Below are 21,908 nucleotides of genomic sequence, written 5' to 3'. Positions count from 1 at the left end.
TACTAATTACTACAATATAGCTTTTAGTGATTTAGCTGTAAAATATGTTGAAAACAATAGAATCATTCTTTGATCTAAAAGCAAATAACACCTCAATAAAAAAAGAATTCCTAGCAGCATTAGCTTCCTTTCTAGCGATTTCTTATATCATCGTAGTAAATCCAAAAATACTAGCTGCTGCTGGTATGCCTAGCAATGCTTTGGTAACAAGCACAATCTTAGTATCTGCTTTTGGTAGCATAATTATGGGATTATTTACACGCAACCCTTTTGTAGTAGCTCCTGGTATGGGAATGAATATTTTCTTCTCATATACTGCTGTATCAGTATATCACTTACCATGGCAAACCGTATTAGGCGCAACATTTTGGTCAGGAATAATATTTAGCTTATTAGTAATTTTAAATATTCGTACAAAAATCATGCTAAGCCTCCCTAAGTCAATCAAGCAATCCCTAGGAGCTGGCATTGGACTCTTTATTGCATATATCGGCTTTATAAATAGTGGCTTTATTACTTCTAACGAAGGCCTATTAACTTTAAATAGCATCAATCCACATACCATATTATTTATGGCCTGTTTAATATTATTAGTAATACTTTTCATAAAAAAAATTCCTGCTCCAATTATCATAGTAATCATAATAGGCTATATATTATCTATGCCTTTAGAGCATTTTTCTCATGAAAAAATAATAGCTCTACCAACCACTATAGTAAGTGCTCCTGATTTCTCGTTGATAGGTCAAATAGATTTAACAAGTGGCTTAAAATTTGCTATTTTGCCAACAATATTCACGTTCTGCTTCTTAAGTCTTTTTGATGGTACTGGAACCATATCAAGCTTATATGGAAGTATGCAAAAAGAGCACAATCATAGAGATAAAGAACTAAAGAAAACCTTCCTTGCTGATGCTACAAGCGCTACAGTATCTGGCATACTAGGCTCTAGTCCATCTACGGTAGTTGTGGAATCTGGTGTAGGTATTGCTCAAGGAGCTCGCTCTGGCCTTACAGCTATCTTTGCGGGTTTAATGTTTTTACCATTTTTATTCCTATCACCATTAATTAGCTCTATCCCAATAGAAGTCATTTCTCCAGCATTAATACTAATAGGTATAATGATGATGCAACAAGTAGCAAATGTTAATTGGAGCGACTTTGTTCAAGCAACACCGGCATTTTTCACCATAATAATGATGACTCTTGCATCATCGATATCAACAGGTATTGCTACGGGTATTCTAGTCTGGTTCTTAATATCTGTTTTTTGCAATAGAAAAGAGCTAAATATTACTGCCGGGATTATTACAATTTTCTGTGCAATCATGTTTCTTCATGCCGTTAATTTATTCTAAAGGCGCTATCACTAGAAGTTTTTCATTACTCACCTAAGAAATAATCACCAATTTTTAATAAATAATTAACCATTTACTATTTACTAATAATTATTCATTTAGCATAATTAAAATGATAGCAATTAATTTGTGTCAATTTAATTTTAATAACTGTTAGGAGAATATAATAATGACTATAAAAAAATTATCAGGAATATTATTTACATCGATTGTATGCGTAAGCTTACTTGCTTCATGTGGTCCAAACAAAAAAGAGCGTGCTTTGCAAGATCTAGAGCAACAACAACACGAACTTAGTGAACAAGCAAAACAAGATCAACTACAAGCCAATACACTGACAACTGATGCTGGAGATTTGGACAAGGAAGCTAAAGCTGATGAATCTAAATCTAAATATGACACAGATCAAGCAAGTGTTCTAAATTCAGAAGCACAACAAAATCTTTCAAAAGCTGCTAGCCTAGATGCACAAATTGAAAAAGCAAAATCTGACGCAACAGAATAAAACATCTCAAGTTTTAAATCATTCTAATCCCACTTTTCTTCGTATTCTTTTTTATTCCAGCCAGTCCTAGCATAGTTGCCATCTACAACTAGAGGTCTTTTAAATAATAAGGCATCGGTAACTAAAAGCTCAAGTGCTTCTTGCTCTGACAAACTACCAATTTTTTCTTTAAGGCCCATTTCCGTAAAAAGCTTACCCTTAGAGTTGAATAAGTCTATTACTTGAAAATTACCAATTTGTTTTATCTCTTTCATTTCTTGCCAAGTAGGTTTTTTTGTCTGAGATTTATATATTCAACTCTCTTACCCTTTTCTTCAAAAAACTTGAGGACATTTCTAACACTTGTACAATTATTTATCCCAAATACCTTTATCATATTATTCTCCTTCTTAAACTAATAAAAGAAACCTTTGATTCCATCAAAAATCATTTCTACCGAAATAGCAACTAGCATCAAACCCATAACCTTTGAAATAACATCTATAGCATGCTCTCCTAAAAATGCAGATATCTTAGGAAGATACCTAAAAAATAACCATAATATAATTGCTACAAATACTAAGCATATATTACCGATAATTTTTGCTTGAAGTGTAATAAAGTATTTATGAGACTCTGTAATTACCGTTGCTATTGTCCCAGGTCCTGCCAATAAAGGTATAGCCAAAGGCACAACTGCCAAATCTCTAGCAGAAACAGCTTTTACATTAGCATTTGATTCGGGCTGTGTTAATACTCCCAAAATTCTCAAGCCAAAAAACAAGACAATTACTCCGCCACCAGCACGAAAAGCATCTTGATTAATACCAAAAACTGACAATATATCATCACCGAACCACACCATCATACTAAGTATCGCCAAAAATGCTAATATCATCATAGAGACAATTGCATTTTTTTCTTTTTGATCTGATTGTTTTACAGTATCAAGATATATTCCAGCTAATGAAAATGGATTAATTATCGCAAATAAGCTAATAATAAACTTTAAAATAATCGCTATTTTGACTCCTAAAATCACAATATAAAAATTCAATTTATAAAACGTTACACAAATACTATTTACCTAGAAACTAAATGTAAACCCACAATCAAAAATTTTACTCAAAATAGACCGAGTCTTCATTATATACTTTTAGAATAATATCCAGCTCTTCTTTTGTAAGCTTATGAGATAATTTTGGCAACTCATTAATATCAAAAAAATCTACCTTATTAACCTCAAAATTTGGGCTATTCTCGCCACCTACAATCTCTGCTACAAATACCAAACTGTAAACATTATAAATTTCACTTTGAGTATAATTATTTCTATCCATGAGCGCTAAAAATTTAGTCACTTTAATATCATAGCCCGTTTCTTCTTTAACCTCTTTGATACATGTTTCAACTGGCGAAAGATCAATATCACACCAACCACCTGGAATAGTCCATTCACTTGGAGTATCAGCATCTTCAGCCATTAGAAGTTTATTATTTTGAAAAATAACCACTCGCACACCTGGCTGTGGTGTTGGATAATACATATCCCTGTATATATCATAAGGTTGTACATCAGATTTGATATACTCGTGTAACATTTTTGAACTTAACTCTAGTAGTTCATGGTAATTATCCAAAGCATATGGACATTTAGAGTAAACAACACCTGTATGTGATATTGCTTGGACTTTCTTTATAAACTCAAATATTTTATCTTTATGCATCAATTTATTTTTTCAAAGCAAATAAAGTAAAATATATCACATATACAACTTAAGATTAATGGCTAAACTTAGCTACAATGTTATTTACAATATAGTAAAGGAATCACAATATATGAGAATAGAACATATTGCAATTTGGGTGAAAGATATTGAACTAATGAAAGATTTTTATTGTAAATACTTTAATGCAAAACCAAATGATAAATATATAAATCCCATAAAAGGCTTTTCTTCTTATTTCTTATCTTTTGAATCTGGAGCAAGATTAGAAATTATGCACTCAAAAAACATGAACAATTTAAATCTCGATAATACAGAAAGATTTGGTTTAATTCATCTTGCCATATCAGTAGGATCTAAAGAAAAAGTAGATCAACTAACAGAACAACTAAGAAATGATGGTTTTAAGATTACCGGAGAACCTAGAACTACAGGCGATGGATATTATGAAAGCTGTGTACTTGACCCAGAACAAAATTTAATAGAAATTACAACTTAACAAAAAATCGTTATACCAAAAATCAAAACCTACTATAAATTAATCTTTTTTGTTTTTATGTTTTTTACCACCATGGACTTTACATTTCTTTAAATCATCTTTTGAATTGGCTTTTTCTACACAGGCTTGCTTTTCTTGCAACATTTTAAGAATTCGTTGCTTTTTAGCCTCAAATTTTTGTTGCTTTGCTTGTTGATTATCTACATTTGCATTCGAATTTGCTGCACTATCTGCAGCAAAAACAAGTACTGGAGAAACCAATAGTAATATTAATAACATTTTTTTCATATCTTGCTCCCTAAACTATCAAAAATGAAAAGAATTATAGATTGAATATAGCACACATAAACATCAAGATTAATAATTAAACTATATAAAGAACCTAAATAGCAAACCTTTGGATAGTTACATAGCCCCACTCAGAATCATACTCGAAAGATTCGATAAAATCCAGGCAGACCAACTCTTTCACAACCCTACGCCAAAATCTAGTCGCATAGTCTGCTCCTTGAATCTGTCTAATCTGCCAATTGCCTTTATTCCTTAAAAAAATGTCTTTAGCAAAATCAATTCCAATTCTATTACGTCTATAGCTTGGTAAAATAAAAAACTCTGCAACATCAAGACATTCTTCGAGCTCTTTGATTACCATAAAACCCACTGGCAAGTTATCTATATATACAAGATAACCTATCACACCACTTTTAATAGGCGTTTGGATAACATATAAACCATTAGAATCTGGTTTTTCACCTGTTAAAGGAGCAAACTCACACTCGTAGAGTTGAACTAGATTTTCGTATATGTGATTATTTTGAGAGGTTATTTTTATGATTTTCATAACAACTATCAATATTCAAAAGATATAAATTCATATTATCAAATTGTCGTAATATACACTAGTAACGAGGAAAACTATCCTTTTTTGATTTCAGCAATCTTAGCTTTCCACAGCTTAGGACCTTGCTGATGCGCTGAAACACCAAGAGAGTCTACAGCAACAGTTACTGGCATATCTTCTACTTCAAACTCATAAATAGCTTCCATACCAAGATCTTCAAAAGCGATAACTTCCGCTTTCTTGATTGATTTAGAGATTAGGTAAGCAGCGCCACCTACTCCCATAAAATAAACAGCCTTATTTTTTGCAATAGAGTCAATAGTAGCCTGACCTCTTTCTGATTTACCAATCATACCAGCAATACCAGCTTTCTCTAACATAAATGGTGTAAATTTATCCATACGCGTAGCTGTAGTAGGACCTGCAGGGCCAACAACTTCATCACCAACTGGATCAACTGGACCTACATAATAGATAAATCTACCTTTAAGATCTACAGGGAACTCTTCGCCAGCATTATACATATCCTGTAAACGCTTATGCGCTGCATCACGACCAGTCAAGATCTTACCTGTCAATAAAACATTATCACCAGATCTAAGAGCTTCGATTTCTTCTTTAGTAACTGTATCAAGATTGATTTTCTTAACATCATCATTTTGTGCTTGCTCGATTACTGGCCAATCTTCGATCTTAGGTGCTGACAAATCAACCGCCCCAGAACCATCTAATGTGAAATGCACATGACGAGTAGCCGCACAGTTAGGAATAAGAGCTACAGGCTTACATGCTGCGTGAGTTGGATATTCATTAACCTTAACATCAAGCACGGTTGTCAAACCACCAAGACCTTGAGCACCTATACCAAGAGCATTGACACGATTATAAATATCTAATCTTAGTTGCTCAGTCTCATTTTGAGGACCATTTTTGATAATATCTTGCATATTAATCTCTTCACCTAGAGATTCTTTTGCAAGAAGCATAGCTTTCTCAGCTGTACCGCCAATTCCGATACCAATAATTCCTGGTGGACACCAACCTGCTCCCATCTGTGGAAGCATCTCTTCTACCCAGTCGATAATGCTATCACTAGGATTTAAAACTTTAAATTTTGACTTAAACTCAGATCCACCACCTTTTGCAGCGATATCAATCTCAATCTTATCACCATGAACCAAATCAATATGTACAATTGCTGGCGTATTATCTTTTGTGTTTTTTCTAGCTCCATGAGGTGGAAAAACCATAGATGCTCTCAAAGGGTTATGTGGATCATTATAGCCACGACGCACTCCCTCATTAACAAGCTCTGTAATTGTTCTATCAGTTTTATCAAGCTTAGCATCCATACCAACTTTTACAAACGCACACACCATACCTGTATCTTGACAGATTGGACGCTTACCCATAGCAGACATTCTTGAATTGATAAGAATCTGTGCCATCGCGTCTTTTGCTGGCTTTGATTCCTCACGTTGGTACGCTTCATACATTGCATCAATAAAATCTTTCGGATGATAATATGAAATATACTGCAATGCTTCTGCAACACTATTTATTAGATCTTCTGTCTTGATAACAGCCATTAGCTAATCCTCTTGTTTTTTTAAATACAATATTCACCATTATTATACCAATATTAGCGAATATTTTTTAAGTTTATAATCTTACTATATCCATTCGCTACAGTTCTTAAAGCAACCAAGTAAGCCTCAAATATTTATAATTAGCACATATGAGAAACTACTTACACAAAAAAACACTAAGCCAACGATAACTCCATTAATAACTTTATCTTTCTTAGATTTAAGTGTTCCTTTCCTAACACTATGCTTATACAAAGTCCTAACAACTACCACCGTAGCTATCAAACCAATTAAAATTGCAACCACACTAGCCAATAACATAATAATCACACATCCACGTAATTTACTCTTTGCTTAAACCACTTATCCACCAATTTCTTTTTTAGATGTGGATATTCACTTTCTACTATAGCTGTAGCACCAGATATTTTATCATAATTATCATAGTACTCATTTATATCAAAAGTCTTAAATGTTGACACCCCTGACTGCTCTTTACCTAAGATATCTCCCGCTCCGCGTATCTCGAGATCTTTCTCAGCCAAATAAAAACCATCTTGCGACTCTCTTACAAGCGAAAGTCTTTTCTTGCCAACTTCACTTATCCTATCACTATAAAGCAGTATACAATAACTCTCCTTTGCCCCTCTACCAACTCTTCCTCTTAGCTGATGAAGCTGAGATATACCTAATCTTTCGGCATTATCGATAATCATAATACTCGCATTTGGCACATCTACCCCAACCTCAATCACTGTAGTGGCAACCAATACCTTGTACTTTTTGGCTTTAAAATCACTCATCTCTTGTATTTTATCTTTTGATTTCATACTGCCGTATACAAGACCTACATTTTCCTGTCCTAAAGCTTCTGCTAGTTCTTTATGTAAAGTTTTGACATCCTGTAAAAAGTCCATATTTTCAGACTCTTCAACCAAAGGACAAACCCAATATACTTGTTCGCCACGAGATACTGCTTCTTTAACCTTACCTATTAAACTTTGTTTTTTAGCTCTATTTAAGACCGTTGTTACTATAGGCTTACGATTAGGCGGTAACTCATCAAGTATTGATAATTGCAAATTTCCATACAGAGTCATCGCTAGAGTTCTAGGAATAGGTGTAGCTGAAATTATGAGCTGATGAGGCACCAAATGCCTATCGTTTAGAGATGATTTATTAATTAAAGCTAAACGCTGCTCAACACCAAACCTATGTTGCTCATCAACAACTACCAGACCCAAATTACAATACTCAACACGCTCTTGAAACACAGCATGAGTTCCAACAATAACACAATCTTTTTTAGACTTAATAATCTCTAAACTTTCTCTAGTTTGCTTTGCAGTTAACTTACCTAATAGTGGTACAACCTCAATATCCAAATCTGCCATATATGATGCAAAAAAACTATAATGTTGCTCAGCCAAAATCTCTGTAGGCGCCATCACAACTGCTTGGTATCCAGACTTAACTGCAGTATATACAGCCATAGCTGCCACAATTGTTTTACCAGCGCCAACATCACCTTGCAGAAGCCTTATCATTGCACTTAATTGACTTATATCCGCTAAAATCTCTGTGATTGTACGTTGCTGAGCTTGGGTTAATTGATAAGGTAACTTTTTATAAAATTCATTTTGCTGAGACTCTTCTAAAGACAATCTTGGAGCACTACTATTTATTATGCTTTTACGAATACTCTCCTCAGCAAGTTTGTAGGCAAGCATTTCTTCAAACTTTATAGAAGATCTAGCAATATTTATAAATTTGTCATCTATAGAATCTGTAAGAGCATGGACATAATACAAGGCATCACTAAAACTCATCAATCCAAATCCACGCAATAGCTGTCTTGGTAAAATATCTGCAACACTTTTACTTTTAAGGCAAGATAAAATTATTCTAGACACCACTTTATCAGAGACCTTTTTTAACCGATAAACTGGTGAAAACTCTTTTTTGATAGCACACACACCATCTTTTATAACTGCCCATTCTGGATGAACCATTTGTGGACTCAAAGATAAATCGACTTTACCATAGCAACGCACATATTCAGCATTTTCAAGTGCAACTATTTGATTAGGGTAAAATTTAAACATTACAATAGTACAAATTCCAGTCTCATCATTTACTACAAAGCGTAAGAATTTCTTACCAAACTTCTTGTATGTTAAATTGGTTATTCTACCCTCAATCAGATACTTCTTATCTGCCACCAAAGAACTTATGGAGCTAACAAAACGAGTATCTTTGTACTCTTTAGGGAAGATTGTCAAAAGGTCATCCGGATTATACAGATTATATTTAGCTAGCGCTTTAATAGTTGCCTCACCAACACCTTTGACTTCATTAAATTTCATAAACATTTAAACTAGAAAGTCGACTAAACTGAATTTTAACATCTCAAAAGTTAAATTAACAATTCAATTGCTAATAGTACCATTTATTGTTAAATTTGAATAAGCAATTTATAACTAAAAAATATAAACATCATGAAGAGAAAATTACTAATTACTATTTCAATCACATCAATTTTAGGATTAACTGCCTGTGGTCAAACTGGAGCACTATACTTACCAGATGAAAAAAATGCAAGCTCAGGTTCCACAATTGCCACTTCAGGCTCTAGCATGATGAACAAATCAAAACAAAAAAGTTCATCATCAAGCAACAGCGATGACAAAATAGATAATGACCCAAACACCCCACCAAGATACGCTAATCCAACTCTAGCCGAGGGATATGAAGGAGAAACTAATTTCACCTATAATAATAACATTCAAGACTCTGCTCAAGCAGGAGGAATGCCTCTTGTATAAGCATTAAAGCTTATAATCAAAAATAAACAGTAAAACTTATTTATATTACTAGTTTACTTTTTGGACAAAAAATAATAAAATCATCGAGATATTGTATAAAAATAATAAATAAATTTGCCCAGGGAGGGTTTCTAGATGTCTAAAGTTTGTATAGTTACAGGTAAAAGACCTGCTACTGGTAATAATGTTTCTCACGCACAAAACAAAACAAGAAGAAGATTTTTACCTAATCTTCACACTCATAGATTTTGGGTTGAGAGTGAAAATAAGTATATCAAGCTAAAGGTTAGCTCAAAAGGTATGAGAATTATTGATAAAAAAGGTATTGATGCCGTTCTTGCTGACCTAAGAGCTCAAGGTCACAAAATTTAATTAAGCTTTGTATAAAGAGGAATAAGAAAAATGAGAGAAAAGATTAGATTAGTATCTTCTGCTAAGACTGGACACTTCTACACTACTACTAAAAATAAAAGAGAAATGCCAAACAAAATGGAAATTAAAAAGTTTGATCCTGTAGTTCGCAAACATGTAATGTATAAAGAAGCTAAAATCAAATAGAAATAATATATTCTTAAACTTTTAAGGCCTTACACATGAAGCAAGCTTTTCATTTTAAAGGTGGTAACTATACTATCAGTGCCATTAATATTAATGTAACTGAAATTACACAGATTGAGAGTTTACTCAACTCAAAACTCTCGCAATCACCATCTTTTTTCCAAAACACTCCTTTTGCGATTGATATTCGCGATATAGATAAAAGTGAAAAGTGTTCTCTCAATTTTTTAGAGAAAGTTATAGAATCATTCAAAAACAATGGTATGGTTCCAATAGGCTTTGTAGTTGATAACAAAGAGATAAAAACCCAACTAGCCAAGTCTGGTCACAATATTCTTAAAAGTGGTAAAGCCAAAGAAGCAGCTATTGATGAGGCTAAACAATCCTATTCAACAAAAATAATTACCTCTCCTGTGCGTACTGGTCAGTCTATTAATGCCCGAGATGCAGATGTGATTGTCACGGCAAATGTTAATAATGGTGCTGAGATTATAGCCGATGGTAGTATTATTGTATATGGCAGGGTTGGTGGTAGAGTAATTGCTGGCAGCTCAGGAAACAAAGATGCTAAAATAGTATGTAAAGACCTAAAAGCAGAATTAGTCTCTATCGCGGGAAAATATGTTACACTCAACAATGAAAGTATACCTGTTGATAGTTCCAAAACTGATGGGTATATAGTATATCTACAAGATGACAAAATCCATATAGAAGGTTTTTAAAGTAATTAAAAATAAGAGGCTTAAACTAAAATGAGTGAAAAAAAACAAGGTAAGGTTTTCGTAGTTACTTCAGGTAAAGGCGGCGTTGGTAAAACAACTTCTAGTGCAGCTATTGCATACGCTTTCGCAAGAAGAAACCTTAAAACAGTTGTTATTGATTTCGATGTTGGTTTAAGAAACCTCGATCTTATTATGGGTTGTGAAAGAAGAGTTGTTTATGACTTGATAAATGTTGTAAGAGAAGAAGCTACTATAAACCAAGCTATTATCAAAGATAAGAGAATTGATAACTTATATCTTATACCAGCTTCACAAACTAGAGATAAAGATGCTCTTACTGAAGAAGGTGTAGATAGAGTAGTCGAAGAATTAAAACAATCTTTCGATATAATTATTTGTGACTCGCCAGCAGGTATTGAAAAAGGTTCTTTAATGGCTATGAGATGTGCAGATGCTGCAATTATAGTAACTAACCCTGAGGTTTCATCTGTAAGAGACTCTGATAGAATATTAGGAATGCTATCTAGCAAAACTCTAAAGGCACAAAAAGAAGGTGAGTTTAAAGAAATTCATCTACTTCTGAATAGATATGATTCAGCTAGAGCAAAAGCTGGAGCAATGCTAAGGGCTGAGGATGTTAGTGAGATACTATATACTCCTATCGTAGGAATAATTCCAGAATCTAAAGATATTCTAGAAGCTTCAAATAGTGGCCATCCCGTAACTCATCTTGACGATACTATAGCTGCCAAAGCATTCTTCGATGCAGTAGATAGAATTCTTGGTAAAGATATACCAATGAGATACACAGAGCAAAAAACTGGTTTCTTTAAAAAATTAATAGGTAAATCGTAACTATGTTAGCTAAACTTTTTGGATTAGGCAAAAAACAACAGAGCGCCTCTTTAGCAAAAGAAAGACTTCAAATCATTGTTGCACATCAAAGAAATGAGTTGCATCCAAGATCTTCAAAAATCAGTAGTCATTTACTTGCTGAACTTAAAGATGAAATCATTGAAGTTGTTAAAAAATATGTCGCTTTATCCGAAGATAATATTCGTGACATTGATGTAAAAGTTGAAGATAGTAGCAAGAATTCAACAATAGAAGTTAATATTCCTTTTAATTAGTCTATTATTTTATAATGAGTAATATTGAGTTTAGGAATGTTTCCTTTTATAGAGATGAGCGTTGTATTTATGATGATATTTCATTCTTAATACCATCTAACAAAATAACTACAATCTTAGGGCCATCCGGAGCTGGGAAAACAACTATCTTACAACTCATTGCAGGGCTAATAAAACCTGATTCAGGTGATATATATATTGATAATTCTATTATCAGCAAAAGCACACGAGAGAAACAATTAGCCAAACTACGCAAGAAAATGGGGTTTCTCTTTCAATCAGGAGCTCTTTTTACGCATCTAAGTGTCTATGATAATATTGCTTTCCCGCTACGAAAAAATACAAACCTTAGTGAAGAATTAATTCATAATATCGTTTTACTAAAACTTCAAGCTGTTAGGCTAGCACACACAGTTGATATGATGCCAAGTGAACTATCTGGAGGAATGGCTCGTAGAGTCGCGCTTGCAAGATCGATAGCCATGGATCCTGACATCATGATGTATGATGAGCCATTCACAGGCCAGGACCCAGCTTCTTTTAACAAATTATTAGAACTTATCTCTACACTAAATGAATCATTAGGAATGACTTCTTTAATCGTCTCTCATGATATACAAGAGTCATTAAGTATCTCTGATCATATTATCATAGTAGGTAACAAAAAAGTCATAGCTAGCGATACGCCTGAAAATATAAAAAATAGTAAAGATAAGCAAATACAAGACTTCTTGGCTGGTAGACCTCTAGAAAATAGAGATAAAAAATTAGTAGATAAAAACTTCTTTTACAATGAGATTTTGAGGTGAACCATGTTAGCTTTTAGTAATATATATAAACTTACAATCTCTCTATCGTATAACTTGTTAAGATCTGTTGATCTTATATTAAGAATAATTTTCAGTAAACTAAACATAAGAGATTGCATAACACAGATAAAAGCTGTTGGTGTAAACTCTATTATTATTATAGTTACATCTGGAATTTTTATAGGACTAGTATTAAGTCTACAAGGCTATTATACACTATCAAAATTTGGAGCTCACTCACTACTAGGTGTAATGGTTGCTTTAAGTGTTCTAAGAGAACTTGGTCCTGTAGTTACTGCTATGCTTTTTGCTGGACGAGCTTGTAGCTCGATCACATCTGAAATTGGATTAATGAAAGCCACAGATCAAATCAATAGCTTAAAAGTTATGAATGTTAATCCTATTAGTTTTATACTATCCACAAGATTCTGGGCATGTGTAATTAGCGGACCAATCTTAGCACTTATCTTTGCAACTGTTGCAATACTTGCTGGGTTCGTACTTGCAGAGGCTGGATTAGGAATCAGTTATGGGGAATTCTGGAGCAATATCCAAGCATCTGTCACAATTTCGGATATTACAAACGGTATTATTAAGAGCCTTGTTTTTGCATTTATAACTGCATGGATAGCGCTATACCAAGGCTACTACTGTATCGCTGACTCAAATGGTATTGCTAAAGCTACTACAAAAACTGTTGTATACTGCTGTATGAGTGTCTTAGGTGCAGATCTAATTTTAACATCGATTATGTTTGGAGGAATTTAATGAGGAACAAACATTTTGAAACCTCTGTAGGAATTTTTATTATCATAGGTGTTTTATGCCTTGTATTTTTAACATTTAAGGTAAGTGGAACATCTTTTAAATCATTTGGATCAAACGAATACACAATTGAAGCAGATTTTAAAAATGTAGGATCCCTACGCACAAATGCCTCTGTAAAAATTGCTGGTGTAGAAGTAGGTAGAGTTACAAAAATTTCATTAGAAAAAACTTATAACGGCTTTATGGCTGCAGTCACTATCACAATAAATAGCGATAAGAAAATTCCTGCCAACTACTCTGCTGCAGTAGCAATGTCAGGCATTTTAGGAGATAACTATGTTGCACTAACTCCACCTAGTGAAGATATAATGTCTATAGCAGGTATTGGTGATACTGAAAGTAACTCTGAGCAAGATAAGTACTTACATCAAGGCAGTGTAATAGAGCTTGAAAACACGCAATCAGCTTTAGATCTTGGGTCACTGATAAATACTTTTGTAGCAGGAAAGGATGACGATAAAGGCAAGTGATAAGATTTGCTACTTTAAAATATATTATTTTTGTATTAGAATCTATGCTGGTAAATTAAATCTAGGAAAACTGACTATGCTACGTAAAATTTCAATCTTATTTATGATTATGGTGTTAACTATATCAAGTGCTTGGGCTATAGAGAACCCAGTTGATATGCTCAACAGAACTATAGTAAAAACTCAAGATAAGCTAATCAAGAATGCAGAAGAGTACAAGCAAGACCCTTATAAATTGTTACGTCTTGTCGATGCAGAAATTATTCCAATAGTTGCGCCCAAAGTAATTGCTCAGCTTGTAGTTGGCACACCAAAATGGAAACAAGCAACTCCAGAGGAACAAAAACAATTTATACGTTCAGCAACAGAGATGTTAGCATTTATGTATGCCAAAAATGTGGCATACGCAGGCAAGTACAAGTTAACACTATTCCCGTTCAACAAGGATGACAATAGCTGGGAGAAAAAGCCTATAGTTGTAGTAAATGGTAAAATTACTAACATTGATAACAATCAAAGCTCTGACTTTGCAGTGAAGATGTTCCAAAAAGATAATCAATGGCATATATATGACTTTGATGTTGCAGGTGTAAGTATTCTAAGAACATACCAACAGCAATTTGCAGCCTATAAAACTGTTCCAGAAATGACAGAAGCCGCTAAAAAAGTTACTCAAAAAATTAAAGAAAAGACATATCCAAAACTTTTGGACAAGAACTATAATCTTCAAAGTATAGAATGATAGCAATAAATAATAATAAATGGATTATAGAATCAGAATTGACTCTAAAAACAGTTTCACAACTCTATAAGATATACAAAAAGGATCTAACTAAGCTAGACATTATATGGATTATCGATTTTTCACTATGTACAAAAATTGATAGTTCGGGTTTATCACTCATAATTGAATATATAAAATATGCCAAAAGAAATAGTATACAACTAAAGCTAGAAAACATTGATCAGAAAACATTTTCTCTAGCTAAAGTTCACGGCGCAGATACTATACTAGAAGAGTACTTAATTTAGTAATATTGGGAGAAAATATGACAAAAGAACAACTCAAAGAGATTTTAGAAAACTCACTAACAAACTGTAACGCTGACATTCAGAGCGATGACAATGTACATTTCTCAGCGACTATAATTGCTGATGATTTTAACGATATGAAAAGTAAAGTTAAAAGACAGCAGTTAGTTTATTCTAAAATAAATGAATATATTCTTTCTGGCGAGCTTCATGCCATTGCAATGAAAACTATTGCTACAGATGAAGCTAAGTAATATTATTACACCCGCTCTTAAAAACTTAAGTCAAAGCAAATATTCCTCTATACTTAAATCCTAATAATCTTACTATACTAAAAGATTAATGACAGACCATTATAAAGAGAGCAATGAACTTATCGTTTTAGCAGCACCAATTTCGAATTATTATAAAAAATTTAAAAAACAAATAATTAGCTTTCAGATAGAATATGCCAAGAAGATTTTAGCTAGTAAAGATGATGTTATCATACTTACTAATAAGTCTAATATGTCTACATATAGCGAGTCATTAGGTAAAAATCGAGTATTAGATTTCCCAATGCATGATATATGGATGCGAGACTTTACGATAACAAACCCTCATAAACCTATCATGTTTAGATACACTGCTGCTGGACAGGGAGTATCGAAAAATGCACAAAAGCTTGCTGACAATACTCAATATCAATTTCTTAAATTAGCAAACAAATCTAAACTTTCCTTTATCAAAACAGATCTACTAAATGATGGCGGAAATCTAGTTGATAACTATTATGGTGATGCCATTCTTAGTAAGAAATTTCTTGTTGATAATAAATTAAATATTTCACAAGCAACGAAGAAACTCTTAGCTCTTGGTTTTGATAGAGTCGCATTTATAGAGCCTGATGAGCCATATGGCTTACAACATTCTGATGGAATAGTAAGTTTTATCAATAAAGATAACGTTATAATTAATACTTATCAAGATAGGAGATACACAACCAAACTAAAATATGATATATCTAATGCTTTGCCTAATGTTAATATCTCAGAGATAGTTACTTCACATTGTGAATCTACTACTTACGACAAAAATTTTGGATCAGCGTTTGGGCTATATGTCAATATGCTAGTCACTAATAATAACATATATCTTCCACAGTATGGTATAGACACCGACATGGTAGCTATAAGCCAGATGGAGAAGATTACTACAAAAAATATAATCCCTATTAACTGCGCTGAAATTTCTAAGCTTGGAGGATCAGTTAGATGTATGTCTCTGCAGTTAAAAGGCGAGAATAGAGATAAACTTATGAGATTAGCAGAAAAATCTCTATGACTGTAAAGAATTAACCTTGCTCTGCAAGAGTTTGTATTGTCGAAGCTGGTGAATCTGCATCGCCTGGCAGATCTGCCTTAGCATCATTAATTTTAGTTTGAAGCTTTTCAGACTCTGTTTCGATAGTGTCATCTTTATCAACATTAGCCAAATCAAGAGCACTACTATCAGTTGAGTAACTTTGATCGAAGGCCTCTTGAACTTGAGTAGCTTTATTAACCGTACCAATATTACTTTTGAATATAACTGGTGGCTCTGAAGACTTAGTCGCAGCAGACCCTGTGCTAGCAATCTTACCTTCTACATTCTCACTATCCATTCCTAGTACACCTAATACAGCCATATCTGTCTGAAGTGCCGCATCGTCTTTACGTAAATCTTGCTTAAGAACCTTAGCTATGCCATAGTCATAACTTTGTAAATAAGCATTCCTCATTGCTATATATGGATCTACAGATACTTCTTTCAAATTCGAATAGGAAGGTAAGTATGATACACCTTGGTTTACATAATATGTACCAGTCGTACCAACACTTACACCCCAAGAAATAGCTGGTGCAACAGGGGCAAAGAAGAATATATATGTTAATGGGTTAAATAGTGCATCAACACCTGTTGTAACATCCTCTAATGTACCTGGACCAATCAGAGGCCACACTACATAAGGAGATGCTTCATTATCATCATACACACCCCATTTATGTAAAGTAACAGCGAAGCTTTGATGATATCTCATTGGCTTATCAAACCAGCTATCAGCAACATCAAAATAACCAGCTAAACCTAAAGTAGTATTTGTCAAAAATCTCACACTATCATCACCTGCATAATCCATTTCACCTTGGAATAAATCATTCACAATTCTTGCTGGCTCTGCTAAGTTTTGGAATATATTGAATATACCACTCTTGAATGAATCTGGAACAACAGTATCATACGCATTTGCTGCTGGAGTCAAAGTATCGTAAGCTTTGTCATTAAAAGCATACATAGATCTGTTATAGCTCTCAAAAGGATCTCTATTATCTTTAGTTGCTTTCATACTAGAACAACTACCTAAAGTTACTCCAACAACAGATAGCATTAAAATATTTTTAACATTAAATTTCATTAAAATTAGTCTCTTATTTCAGGTTGGCAAAAATATACAGAGCCTATTATAGTAAATTAACACCAAAAACTCTAATAAAAATTTTCTTAGATATTATATCTTTGGTATTATTTAAAAAATATATACATAATAAAAGAATATTAACTATGAGTAATATTGATAGTAATGAAGTTGATAAATTTTCTCGTTTAGCTAGTGATTGGTGGAATCCAAAAGGTGAACTAAAAACTCTACACCAGGTGAATCCCCTAAGATTAGAGTTTATAAAAAAATTTACTAATCTGAGTAATGAAAAAATAATTGATGTTGGTTGTGGCGGAGGAATTCTAACTGAATCTTTGAAGAATCAGACAAATAATGTTTGTGGATTAGATGCTTCCTCACAAGCTATTAATGTGGCTAAAGAGCATGCAAAACTAAATAATCTTGAAATAGAATATATAAGTTCCACTATTGAAGACTTTATTACCAATAATGATACTCAATTTGATGTTATAACTTGTATGGAAATGTTAGAACATGTCCCAGATCCTGAAAGCATTATTGCCTCTATTTCAAAGCTTATCAAAAAAGATGGTCTATTTTTTGCATCAACACTAAATAGAAATATTAAGTCTTATCTATTATCTATAGTTGCGGCTGAACATATCTTAAAAATAGTACCTCAGGGAACACACCAATACGCTAAATTTATTAAACCTTATGAGCTTATAAAAACAGCTGAAAAATATGGTTTTAGTGCTCTGGAAATAATCGGCGTACACTACAATCCTATAACTGACAGTTTTAAACTTGGTAAAAGTACTGATGTTAATTATATTGTCGCATTCAAAAAGGTATAAATATGCAGTATAACTATTTTAACTATCCTAATGAGAAACTGCCTCCATATGGGTCTGTGATGTACTTTGCATATCGTAAATTGGATACTGATAAACAACAAATACTTTATTTACTAGATCAGATAAAGTCTCAAATTATTTCATGCACAGAGCTATATAATAATTTAGAGATTGCCAATGAAAAAATGAATTGGTGGCTAAAAGAGGTAAATAACTTAAATAATGATAAAAATATTTCGTCTCCTCAACTAAAAGGATTAGCTGAAGTTTTTGATGCTAAAACTTTATACAAACATTTAGTAGATGATATAGGTACATCTATAGATAGTAGTAGCGCTACAGAGAGAGATTTTAATCAACACATATCTAATAATTTTTTGGGTATAGAAACTTTGAAAGCTACATATCTAAATGATTTTGCAGCAATTGATGAATCTTTGATTAGACAAGTTAATATTAATAATGAAATAATAAGACATATTTTCTGTATGCCTAAACATTTTTATAATCAAATTTCTTTTGATAATAAGATTGCACCAACTATGACTAAAGATGATTTTAGAAATATAGCTAATCAATGGTTGCAACACTACAAAAAGATAAGCTTGAGCAAAAAGCTTAAGCCATTAGAAAAAGTCAATAATATTCACTATAGAATGATAAAAAAATATATTAAGAAAGTTGATAATCCCTTTAGAGAGACATTACACTTTTCTCCATTAAATTTACTATTTTACTCAATTTAAAGATAGTGCTAGATGACACCCAAATATAAACCACTCCTACTCTTTTTATACTTACTTAGCATAAATCTAGCAACTGCAATCCCACCAACCTACCCTTATACAGGGTCTACAGAACAACCAGACTTCAAGTATGATAAAAATCTAAGCCCCTATGTTAGTAACTATGGTCCACTCTATAATCAACAGTATGAATCTATAAAATCAAACTCATCTCCATATCAAGTTGATATCCAAGGTCAAAACAACTCAGGAGGGTTTTATACTGGTATCAGTAAAAATTTTAGCTTCTAATTTTTTAGTTTACCAAATAACTCTATTGCTAAATAGCTCCATTCAAGTGTATATTCTAAATTACCTGTGTATTTTTTAAAAATAGGAAAACTTATAATGGGGACGATTAATTCGAAGAAAATGTCACTAATGAGTGCAGTACTTATAGGTGTGACATCAATGGTTGGCTCTGGATGGTTATTTAGTGCCCAACTTACAGCAAAAGCAGCAGGAAACTGGGCTTTCTTAGCTTGGGTACTAGCATCAATTATGATTATGATGGTTGGTCTATGTCTAGCTAAAGTTGTTTCTGTATTTCCAGTAAGGGGTGCTACTACAAGATCAAGCGCCCTCTCTCATAATAGCCTTTTTGCTATGCCTTTTTCATTTGCTAACTGGTTTGGTGTTGTGGTCATGATTTCTACAGAGGCTCAAGCAACTACCCAATATTTGGCCGGGCTAAAAAGTTTTAGCTGGTTGATGGACGGCGGAGTAATCTCTACTTATGGAATGATATTATCATTATTTATTCTTTTTCTTTATCTGATTATCAACTTCTACGGTGTAAAACTATTATCAAGTGTTAACAATGGTATAACCATATTTAAGATGACAGTACCTGCAATTATAGTTTTTATATTTATCATCTACGCATTTACACATAGTGGCGAACATCATAGCTTACTATCCCCAGAAATACCTAATAATAACTTTACAGCCTACAATGCTCTTACTGCAATTGTCGCTGGTGGACTTGTATATACATTTAATGGCTTCCAAATAGTTGTTGCCTACAGTAGTGAAATCAAAAATCCTTCTAGAAATGTTCCTATTGCAATAATATTATCACTAACAATAGTTTTAATACTCTATATTGCTTTACAATATGCCTTTATGGAGGCTGTACCTCATAGCTACCTTATAGAAAAAGGTGGTTGGGCAGGACTAGATTTTGAGTCTCCTTTACTACAGGTTGCGACAATGATAGGACTAGGATATATTGCAGTACTGCTAATCATTGATAGTATTGTTAGCCCTTCTGCAACTGGCTACAGCTATCTTGGTGCTTCTTCTAGAATGTTATATGCAATGTCTGCTGAAGGTCAAATGCCAAGATTTTTTGCGAAAATAAATCAAAAAGTTAATATTTCAAGAAGATCACTGATTGCTAACTTTATTTTATGTGCAGTATTCTTAATGTTTGCTGATAACTGGGCTGCTTTGATGCTATTTGTCACAGGTTTCAATATCATAGGTTATATGGCGGCTCCTGTTAGTATGGGCGCTATTGCTCCTAAACTAAGAATATTCGGTCTAGTTGTATTTGTACTTTTAACTCTTCTATTAAATACTGTTGATATCCTGTCAAATATTTATCTTGGTGTAATTCTCGCTGTACTGGTTATTATATTCTGCTTTTTTGAATATAAACGTGTCGGTATCAAAACTCTAATGATACTAGTACTTCCTTTTATAATATTTATATGTGCCACAGCTCCTATTGAGAACTATATAGTTAATGCTATTGTGGGGGCTATATTCTATATTATAGTTACTGATAAGCGTTATGTTGCATATTGTAAAGAAACAGCTAATAAAGATAATATTGTTGAAGATTAAAATATCTCAATTATCTAACTAAAATCCTCATCTTACCTAGCTTGTTATAAGCGAACATTTTAGCTAAACTCTAGGTCAAATTAATATTTTGAATAGCTAAAAAATGTTAGTAGATAAGCTAATTAGCCTTAAAACAGCTATAGATGTAGTTAATGATAATAAAAACAGCTCTTTTGGTTACGCTATAAAGAATGCTAAAGGACAAGTAATAACTTGTAATCGCATGTTCTTAGAGTGCACAGGAGTGGCCAGTTTGAAAGAGCTACAGGGTCTATCAGATCAAGATATAGATCTGTGGAAAGATGATGTCTATGACTATGCTATAGGAGAGAAGATATCGATTGATTCAAAATCATATTATCTTTCGACTGAATCTCTAGCAAATCAAACAAGTATTGAACCAATAACAATTCTAACAGAGAAGATTCCATTTTATGATGAAGATGGTAAAAACTATATTCTGGTCAGAATTAAGATTCTAGAAAATAATGATTTAACCAAATGTAGAATTTACACGCTCAATGATGCTCCAATAATTGAGTTTAAATATTATTTTGAAACATTGAAATTCACATCTAAAGAATATCGTATTCTTAAATATCTAATCGAGCACAACCTAGAATATAGCCAAATAGCAAAACTGATGAATTATACTCCTAGTTCGATAAAAGCTTGTATTTCAAAGATGTATGACAATCTTAATATATATTCTAAAGACTATAGAAAACTAAACTTTTTACGCTCATTATTAAAATATATGTTCCTACCAGAGCTAAATAAGGAAATTTCAAAAATTATAAGATTTTAATTTTAAACAAAAAAACTAGGAAATAAAAATGAATCAATCTACGCAGTCAAATAATAACCCTGTTACTAATTTTCTAAAAAAATTTATAAGCTTTGAGAATTTTATTACACCAACGATTATCGTTTTTATTTTTTGGCTTAGTATTATTGGAGTGTGCTTAAGCGGTTTAGCAGCTATATTTTCGGGTTATATTTTATCCGGTATTCTAGAGATTATTTTTGGTTCAATTTTCACTAAAATTTTTTGTGAAATACTTATGGTACTTTTTAAGATTAACGATAGTCTCAAAGAAATTGCAAAAAACACTCGTAAATAA

General features: G+C 32.8%; 30 protein-coding genes and 1 pseudogene. 22 read left to right on the top strand and 9 right to left on the bottom strand.

The genetic code is table 11. The features are described from left to right. The first annotated feature begins 44 nt into the window (after positions 1–44). Positions 45–1,358 carry an NCS2 family permease gene (locus tag F3D59_RS02075; protein WP_150463600.1) on the top strand — a complete coding sequence of 438 codons (1,314 nt, stop codon included), beginning with the start codon at positions 45–47 and terminating at the stop codon, positions 1,356–1,358. A 169-nt stretch (positions 1,359–1,527) separates the two neighbouring features. Beyond that, positions 1,528–1,863, top strand: a complete 336-nt coding sequence (locus F3D59_RS02070; RefSeq protein WP_150463599.1) for a hypothetical protein — start codon at positions 1,528–1,530, stop codon at positions 1,861–1,863. A 23-nt stretch (positions 1,864–1,886) separates the two neighbouring features. On the opposite strand, the pseudogene F3D59_RS02065 reads toward F3D59_RS02070, so the two are convergent. The 3 genes and pseudogenes from F3D59_RS02065 to F3D59_RS02055 form a co-directional block, all read right to left on the bottom strand. Beyond that, positions 1,887–2,239: pseudogene (locus tag F3D59_RS02065) on the bottom strand (arsenate reductase family protein). 18 nt (positions 2,240–2,257) lie between these two features. Further along, entirely contained in the window at positions 2,258–2,899 is a 642-nt protein-coding gene (locus tag F3D59_RS02060) for a MarC family protein (RefSeq protein ID WP_224721130.1), read from the bottom strand. Between the two features lie 64 nt (positions 2,900–2,963). After that, positions 2,964–3,569, bottom strand: a complete 606-nt coding sequence (locus tag F3D59_RS02055) for an NUDIX hydrolase N-terminal domain-containing protein (protein ID WP_149367826.1) — start codon at positions 3,567–3,569, stop codon at positions 2,964–2,966. A 112-nt stretch (positions 3,570–3,681) separates the two neighbouring features. Between F3D59_RS02055 and F3D59_RS02050 the strand changes: the two genes are divergently transcribed. Continuing rightward, on the top strand, positions 3,682–4,068 hold the full coding sequence (locus tag F3D59_RS02050) for a VOC family protein (RefSeq protein WP_150463597.1): 387 nt from the start codon (positions 3,682–3,684) through the stop codon (positions 4,066–4,068). Positions 4,069–4,107: 39 nt separating this feature from the next. Here the strand turns inward: F3D59_RS02050 and F3D59_RS02045 are convergent, their stop codons facing one another. From F3D59_RS02045 to F3D59_RS02025, 5 genes are all read right to left on the bottom strand, one after another. After that, positions 4,108–4,356, bottom strand: coding sequence for a hypothetical protein (locus F3D59_RS02045; protein WP_150463596.1), 249 nt, complete (start codon positions 4,354–4,356; stop codon positions 4,108–4,110). Between the two features lie 94 nt (positions 4,357–4,450). Beyond that, a complete protein-coding gene (locus F3D59_RS02040) occupies positions 4,451–4,909 on the bottom strand; it encodes a hypothetical protein (protein WP_150463595.1) in 459 nt (152 codons plus the stop codon). A 74-nt stretch (positions 4,910–4,983) separates the two neighbouring features. Beyond that, positions 4,984–6,498, bottom strand: coding sequence for a fumarate hydratase (locus F3D59_RS02035; protein WP_150463594.1), 1,515 nt, complete (start codon positions 6,496–6,498; stop codon positions 4,984–4,986). Between the two features lie 126 nt (positions 6,499–6,624). After that, positions 6,625–6,819 (bottom strand): hypothetical protein, encoded by a 195-nt coding sequence (locus F3D59_RS02030; protein WP_044525612.1) that lies wholly within the window; start codon positions 6,817–6,819, stop codon positions 6,625–6,627. A gap of 5 nt (positions 6,820–6,824) precedes the next feature. After that, positions 6,825–8,864 carry an ATP-dependent DNA helicase RecG gene (locus F3D59_RS02025; RefSeq protein WP_150463593.1) on the bottom strand — a complete coding sequence of 680 codons (2,040 nt, stop codon included), beginning with the start codon at positions 8,862–8,864 and terminating at the stop codon, positions 6,825–6,827. A 132-nt stretch (positions 8,865–8,996) separates the two neighbouring features. Between F3D59_RS02025 and lptM the strand changes: the two genes are divergently transcribed. The 13 genes from lptM to F3D59_RS01960 all read left to right on the top strand — a co-directional run bounded on the left by lptM (position 8,997) and on the right by F3D59_RS01960 (position 16,195). After that, on the top strand, positions 8,997–9,323 hold the full coding sequence (lptM, locus tag F3D59_RS02020) for an LPS translocon maturation chaperone LptM (protein WP_150463592.1): 327 nt from the start codon (positions 8,997–8,999) through the stop codon (positions 9,321–9,323). 135 nt (positions 9,324–9,458) lie between these two features. Continuing rightward, entirely contained in the window at positions 9,459–9,695 is a 237-nt protein-coding gene (gene rpmB, locus F3D59_RS02015; protein WP_013922135.1) for a 50S ribosomal protein L28, read from the top strand. A gap of 30 nt (positions 9,696–9,725) precedes the next feature. After that, positions 9,726–9,881: a 50S ribosomal protein L33 gene (rpmG, locus tag F3D59_RS02010; RefSeq protein ID WP_004286519.1), complete on the top strand. Its 156-nt coding sequence runs from the start codon at positions 9,726–9,728 to the stop codon at positions 9,879–9,881. A 35-nt stretch (positions 9,882–9,916) separates the two neighbouring features. After that, the gene (gene minC, locus F3D59_RS02005) at positions 9,917–10,603 is read left to right on the top strand and encodes a septum site-determining protein MinC (RefSeq protein WP_013922134.1); all 687 of its coding nucleotides are present in this window, start codon (positions 9,917–9,919) and stop codon (positions 10,601–10,603) included. A 30-nt stretch (positions 10,604–10,633) separates the two neighbouring features. After that, positions 10,634–11,458, top strand: coding sequence for a septum site-determining protein MinD (gene minD / locus F3D59_RS02000; RefSeq protein WP_013922133.1), 825 nt, complete (start codon positions 10,634–10,636; stop codon positions 11,456–11,458). 2 nt (positions 11,459–11,460) lie between these two features. Then, positions 11,461–11,733: a cell division topological specificity factor MinE gene (gene minE, locus F3D59_RS01995; RefSeq protein WP_150463591.1), complete on the top strand. Its 273-nt coding sequence runs from the start codon at positions 11,461–11,463 to the stop codon at positions 11,731–11,733. A gap of 14 nt (positions 11,734–11,747) precedes the next feature. Then, positions 11,748–12,542, top strand: a complete 795-nt coding sequence (locus F3D59_RS01990; RefSeq protein ID WP_150463590.1) for an ABC transporter ATP-binding protein — start codon at positions 11,748–11,750, stop codon at positions 12,540–12,542. Positions 12,543–12,545: 3 nt separating this feature from the next. Continuing rightward, positions 12,546–13,310, top strand: a complete 765-nt coding sequence (locus F3D59_RS01985; RefSeq protein WP_150463589.1) for an MlaE family lipid ABC transporter permease subunit — start codon at positions 12,546–12,548, stop codon at positions 13,308–13,310. Further along, entirely contained in the window at positions 13,310–13,840 is a 531-nt protein-coding gene (gene mlaD / locus F3D59_RS01980; protein WP_150463588.1) for an outer membrane lipid asymmetry maintenance protein MlaD, read from the top strand. The genes F3D59_RS01985 and mlaD overlap by 1 nt, the downstream gene beginning before the upstream one ends. Positions 13,841–13,916: 76 nt before the next feature. After that, the gene (locus tag F3D59_RS01975) at positions 13,917–14,582 is read left to right on the top strand and encodes a phospholipid-binding protein MlaC (RefSeq protein WP_013922129.1); all 666 of its coding nucleotides are present in this window, start codon (positions 13,917–13,919) and stop codon (positions 14,580–14,582) included. Then, positions 14,579–14,872, top strand: a complete 294-nt coding sequence (locus tag F3D59_RS01970) for a lipid asymmetry maintenance protein MlaB (protein ID WP_150463587.1) — start codon at positions 14,579–14,581, stop codon at positions 14,870–14,872. Before F3D59_RS01975 ends, F3D59_RS01970 begins: the two co-directional genes overlap by 4 nt. Before the next feature lie 17 nt (positions 14,873–14,889). After that, positions 14,890–15,126: a BolA/IbaG family iron-sulfur metabolism protein gene (locus tag F3D59_RS01965; protein WP_150463586.1), complete on the top strand. Its 237-nt coding sequence runs from the start codon at positions 14,890–14,892 to the stop codon at positions 15,124–15,126. Between the two features lie 88 nt (positions 15,127–15,214). Further along, the gene (locus F3D59_RS01960; protein WP_150463585.1) at positions 15,215–16,195 is read left to right on the top strand and encodes an agmatine deiminase family protein; all 981 of its coding nucleotides are present in this window, start codon (positions 15,215–15,217) and stop codon (positions 16,193–16,195) included. 10 nt (positions 16,196–16,205) lie between these two features. Here the strand turns inward: F3D59_RS01960 and F3D59_RS01955 are convergent, their stop codons facing one another. Continuing rightward, complete coding sequence (locus tag F3D59_RS01955; RefSeq protein WP_150463584.1) at positions 16,206–17,306, bottom strand: VacJ family lipoprotein; 1,101 nt, start codon at positions 17,304–17,306, stop codon at positions 16,206–16,208. Between the two features lie 146 nt (positions 17,307–17,452). Between F3D59_RS01955 and ubiG the strand changes: the two genes are divergently transcribed. The 6 genes from ubiG to F3D59_RS01925 all read left to right on the top strand — a co-directional run bounded on the left by ubiG (position 17,453) and on the right by F3D59_RS01925 (position 21,908). After that, positions 17,453–18,148, top strand: a complete 696-nt coding sequence (gene ubiG / locus F3D59_RS01950; protein ID WP_150463583.1) for a bifunctional 2-polyprenyl-6-hydroxyphenol methylase/3-demethylubiquinol 3-O-methyltransferase UbiG — start codon at positions 17,453–17,455, stop codon at positions 18,146–18,148. Positions 18,149–18,150: 2 nt separating this feature from the next. Next, entirely contained in the window at positions 18,151–18,894 is a 744-nt protein-coding gene (locus F3D59_RS01945; protein WP_150463582.1) for a hypothetical protein, read from the top strand. Between the two features lie 12 nt (positions 18,895–18,906). Further along, complete coding sequence (locus F3D59_RS01940) at positions 18,907–19,185, top strand: hypothetical protein (RefSeq protein ID WP_150463581.1); 279 nt, start codon at positions 18,907–18,909, stop codon at positions 19,183–19,185. Between the two features lie 96 nt (positions 19,186–19,281). Then, a complete protein-coding gene (locus tag F3D59_RS01935) occupies positions 19,282–20,784 on the top strand; it encodes an APC family permease (protein ID WP_041263586.1) in 1,503 nt (500 codons plus the stop codon). A 103-nt stretch (positions 20,785–20,887) separates the two neighbouring features. Next, the gene (locus F3D59_RS01930; RefSeq protein WP_146421778.1) at positions 20,888–21,592 is read left to right on the top strand and encodes a hypothetical protein; all 705 of its coding nucleotides are present in this window, start codon (positions 20,888–20,890) and stop codon (positions 21,590–21,592) included. 28 nt (positions 21,593–21,620) lie between these two features. Beyond that, the gene (locus tag F3D59_RS01925) at positions 21,621–21,908 is read left to right on the top strand and encodes a DUF4282 domain-containing protein (RefSeq protein WP_150463580.1); all 288 of its coding nucleotides are present in this window, start codon (positions 21,621–21,623) and stop codon (positions 21,906–21,908) included.

The sequence above is a fragment of the Francisella sp. XLW-1 genome, assembly GCF_008711455.1.
Lineage (GTDB): Bacteria > Pseudomonadota > Gammaproteobacteria > Francisellales > Francisellaceae > Francisella > Francisella salimarina.
This window is presented reverse-complemented; position numbering and strand designations above follow the sequence as displayed.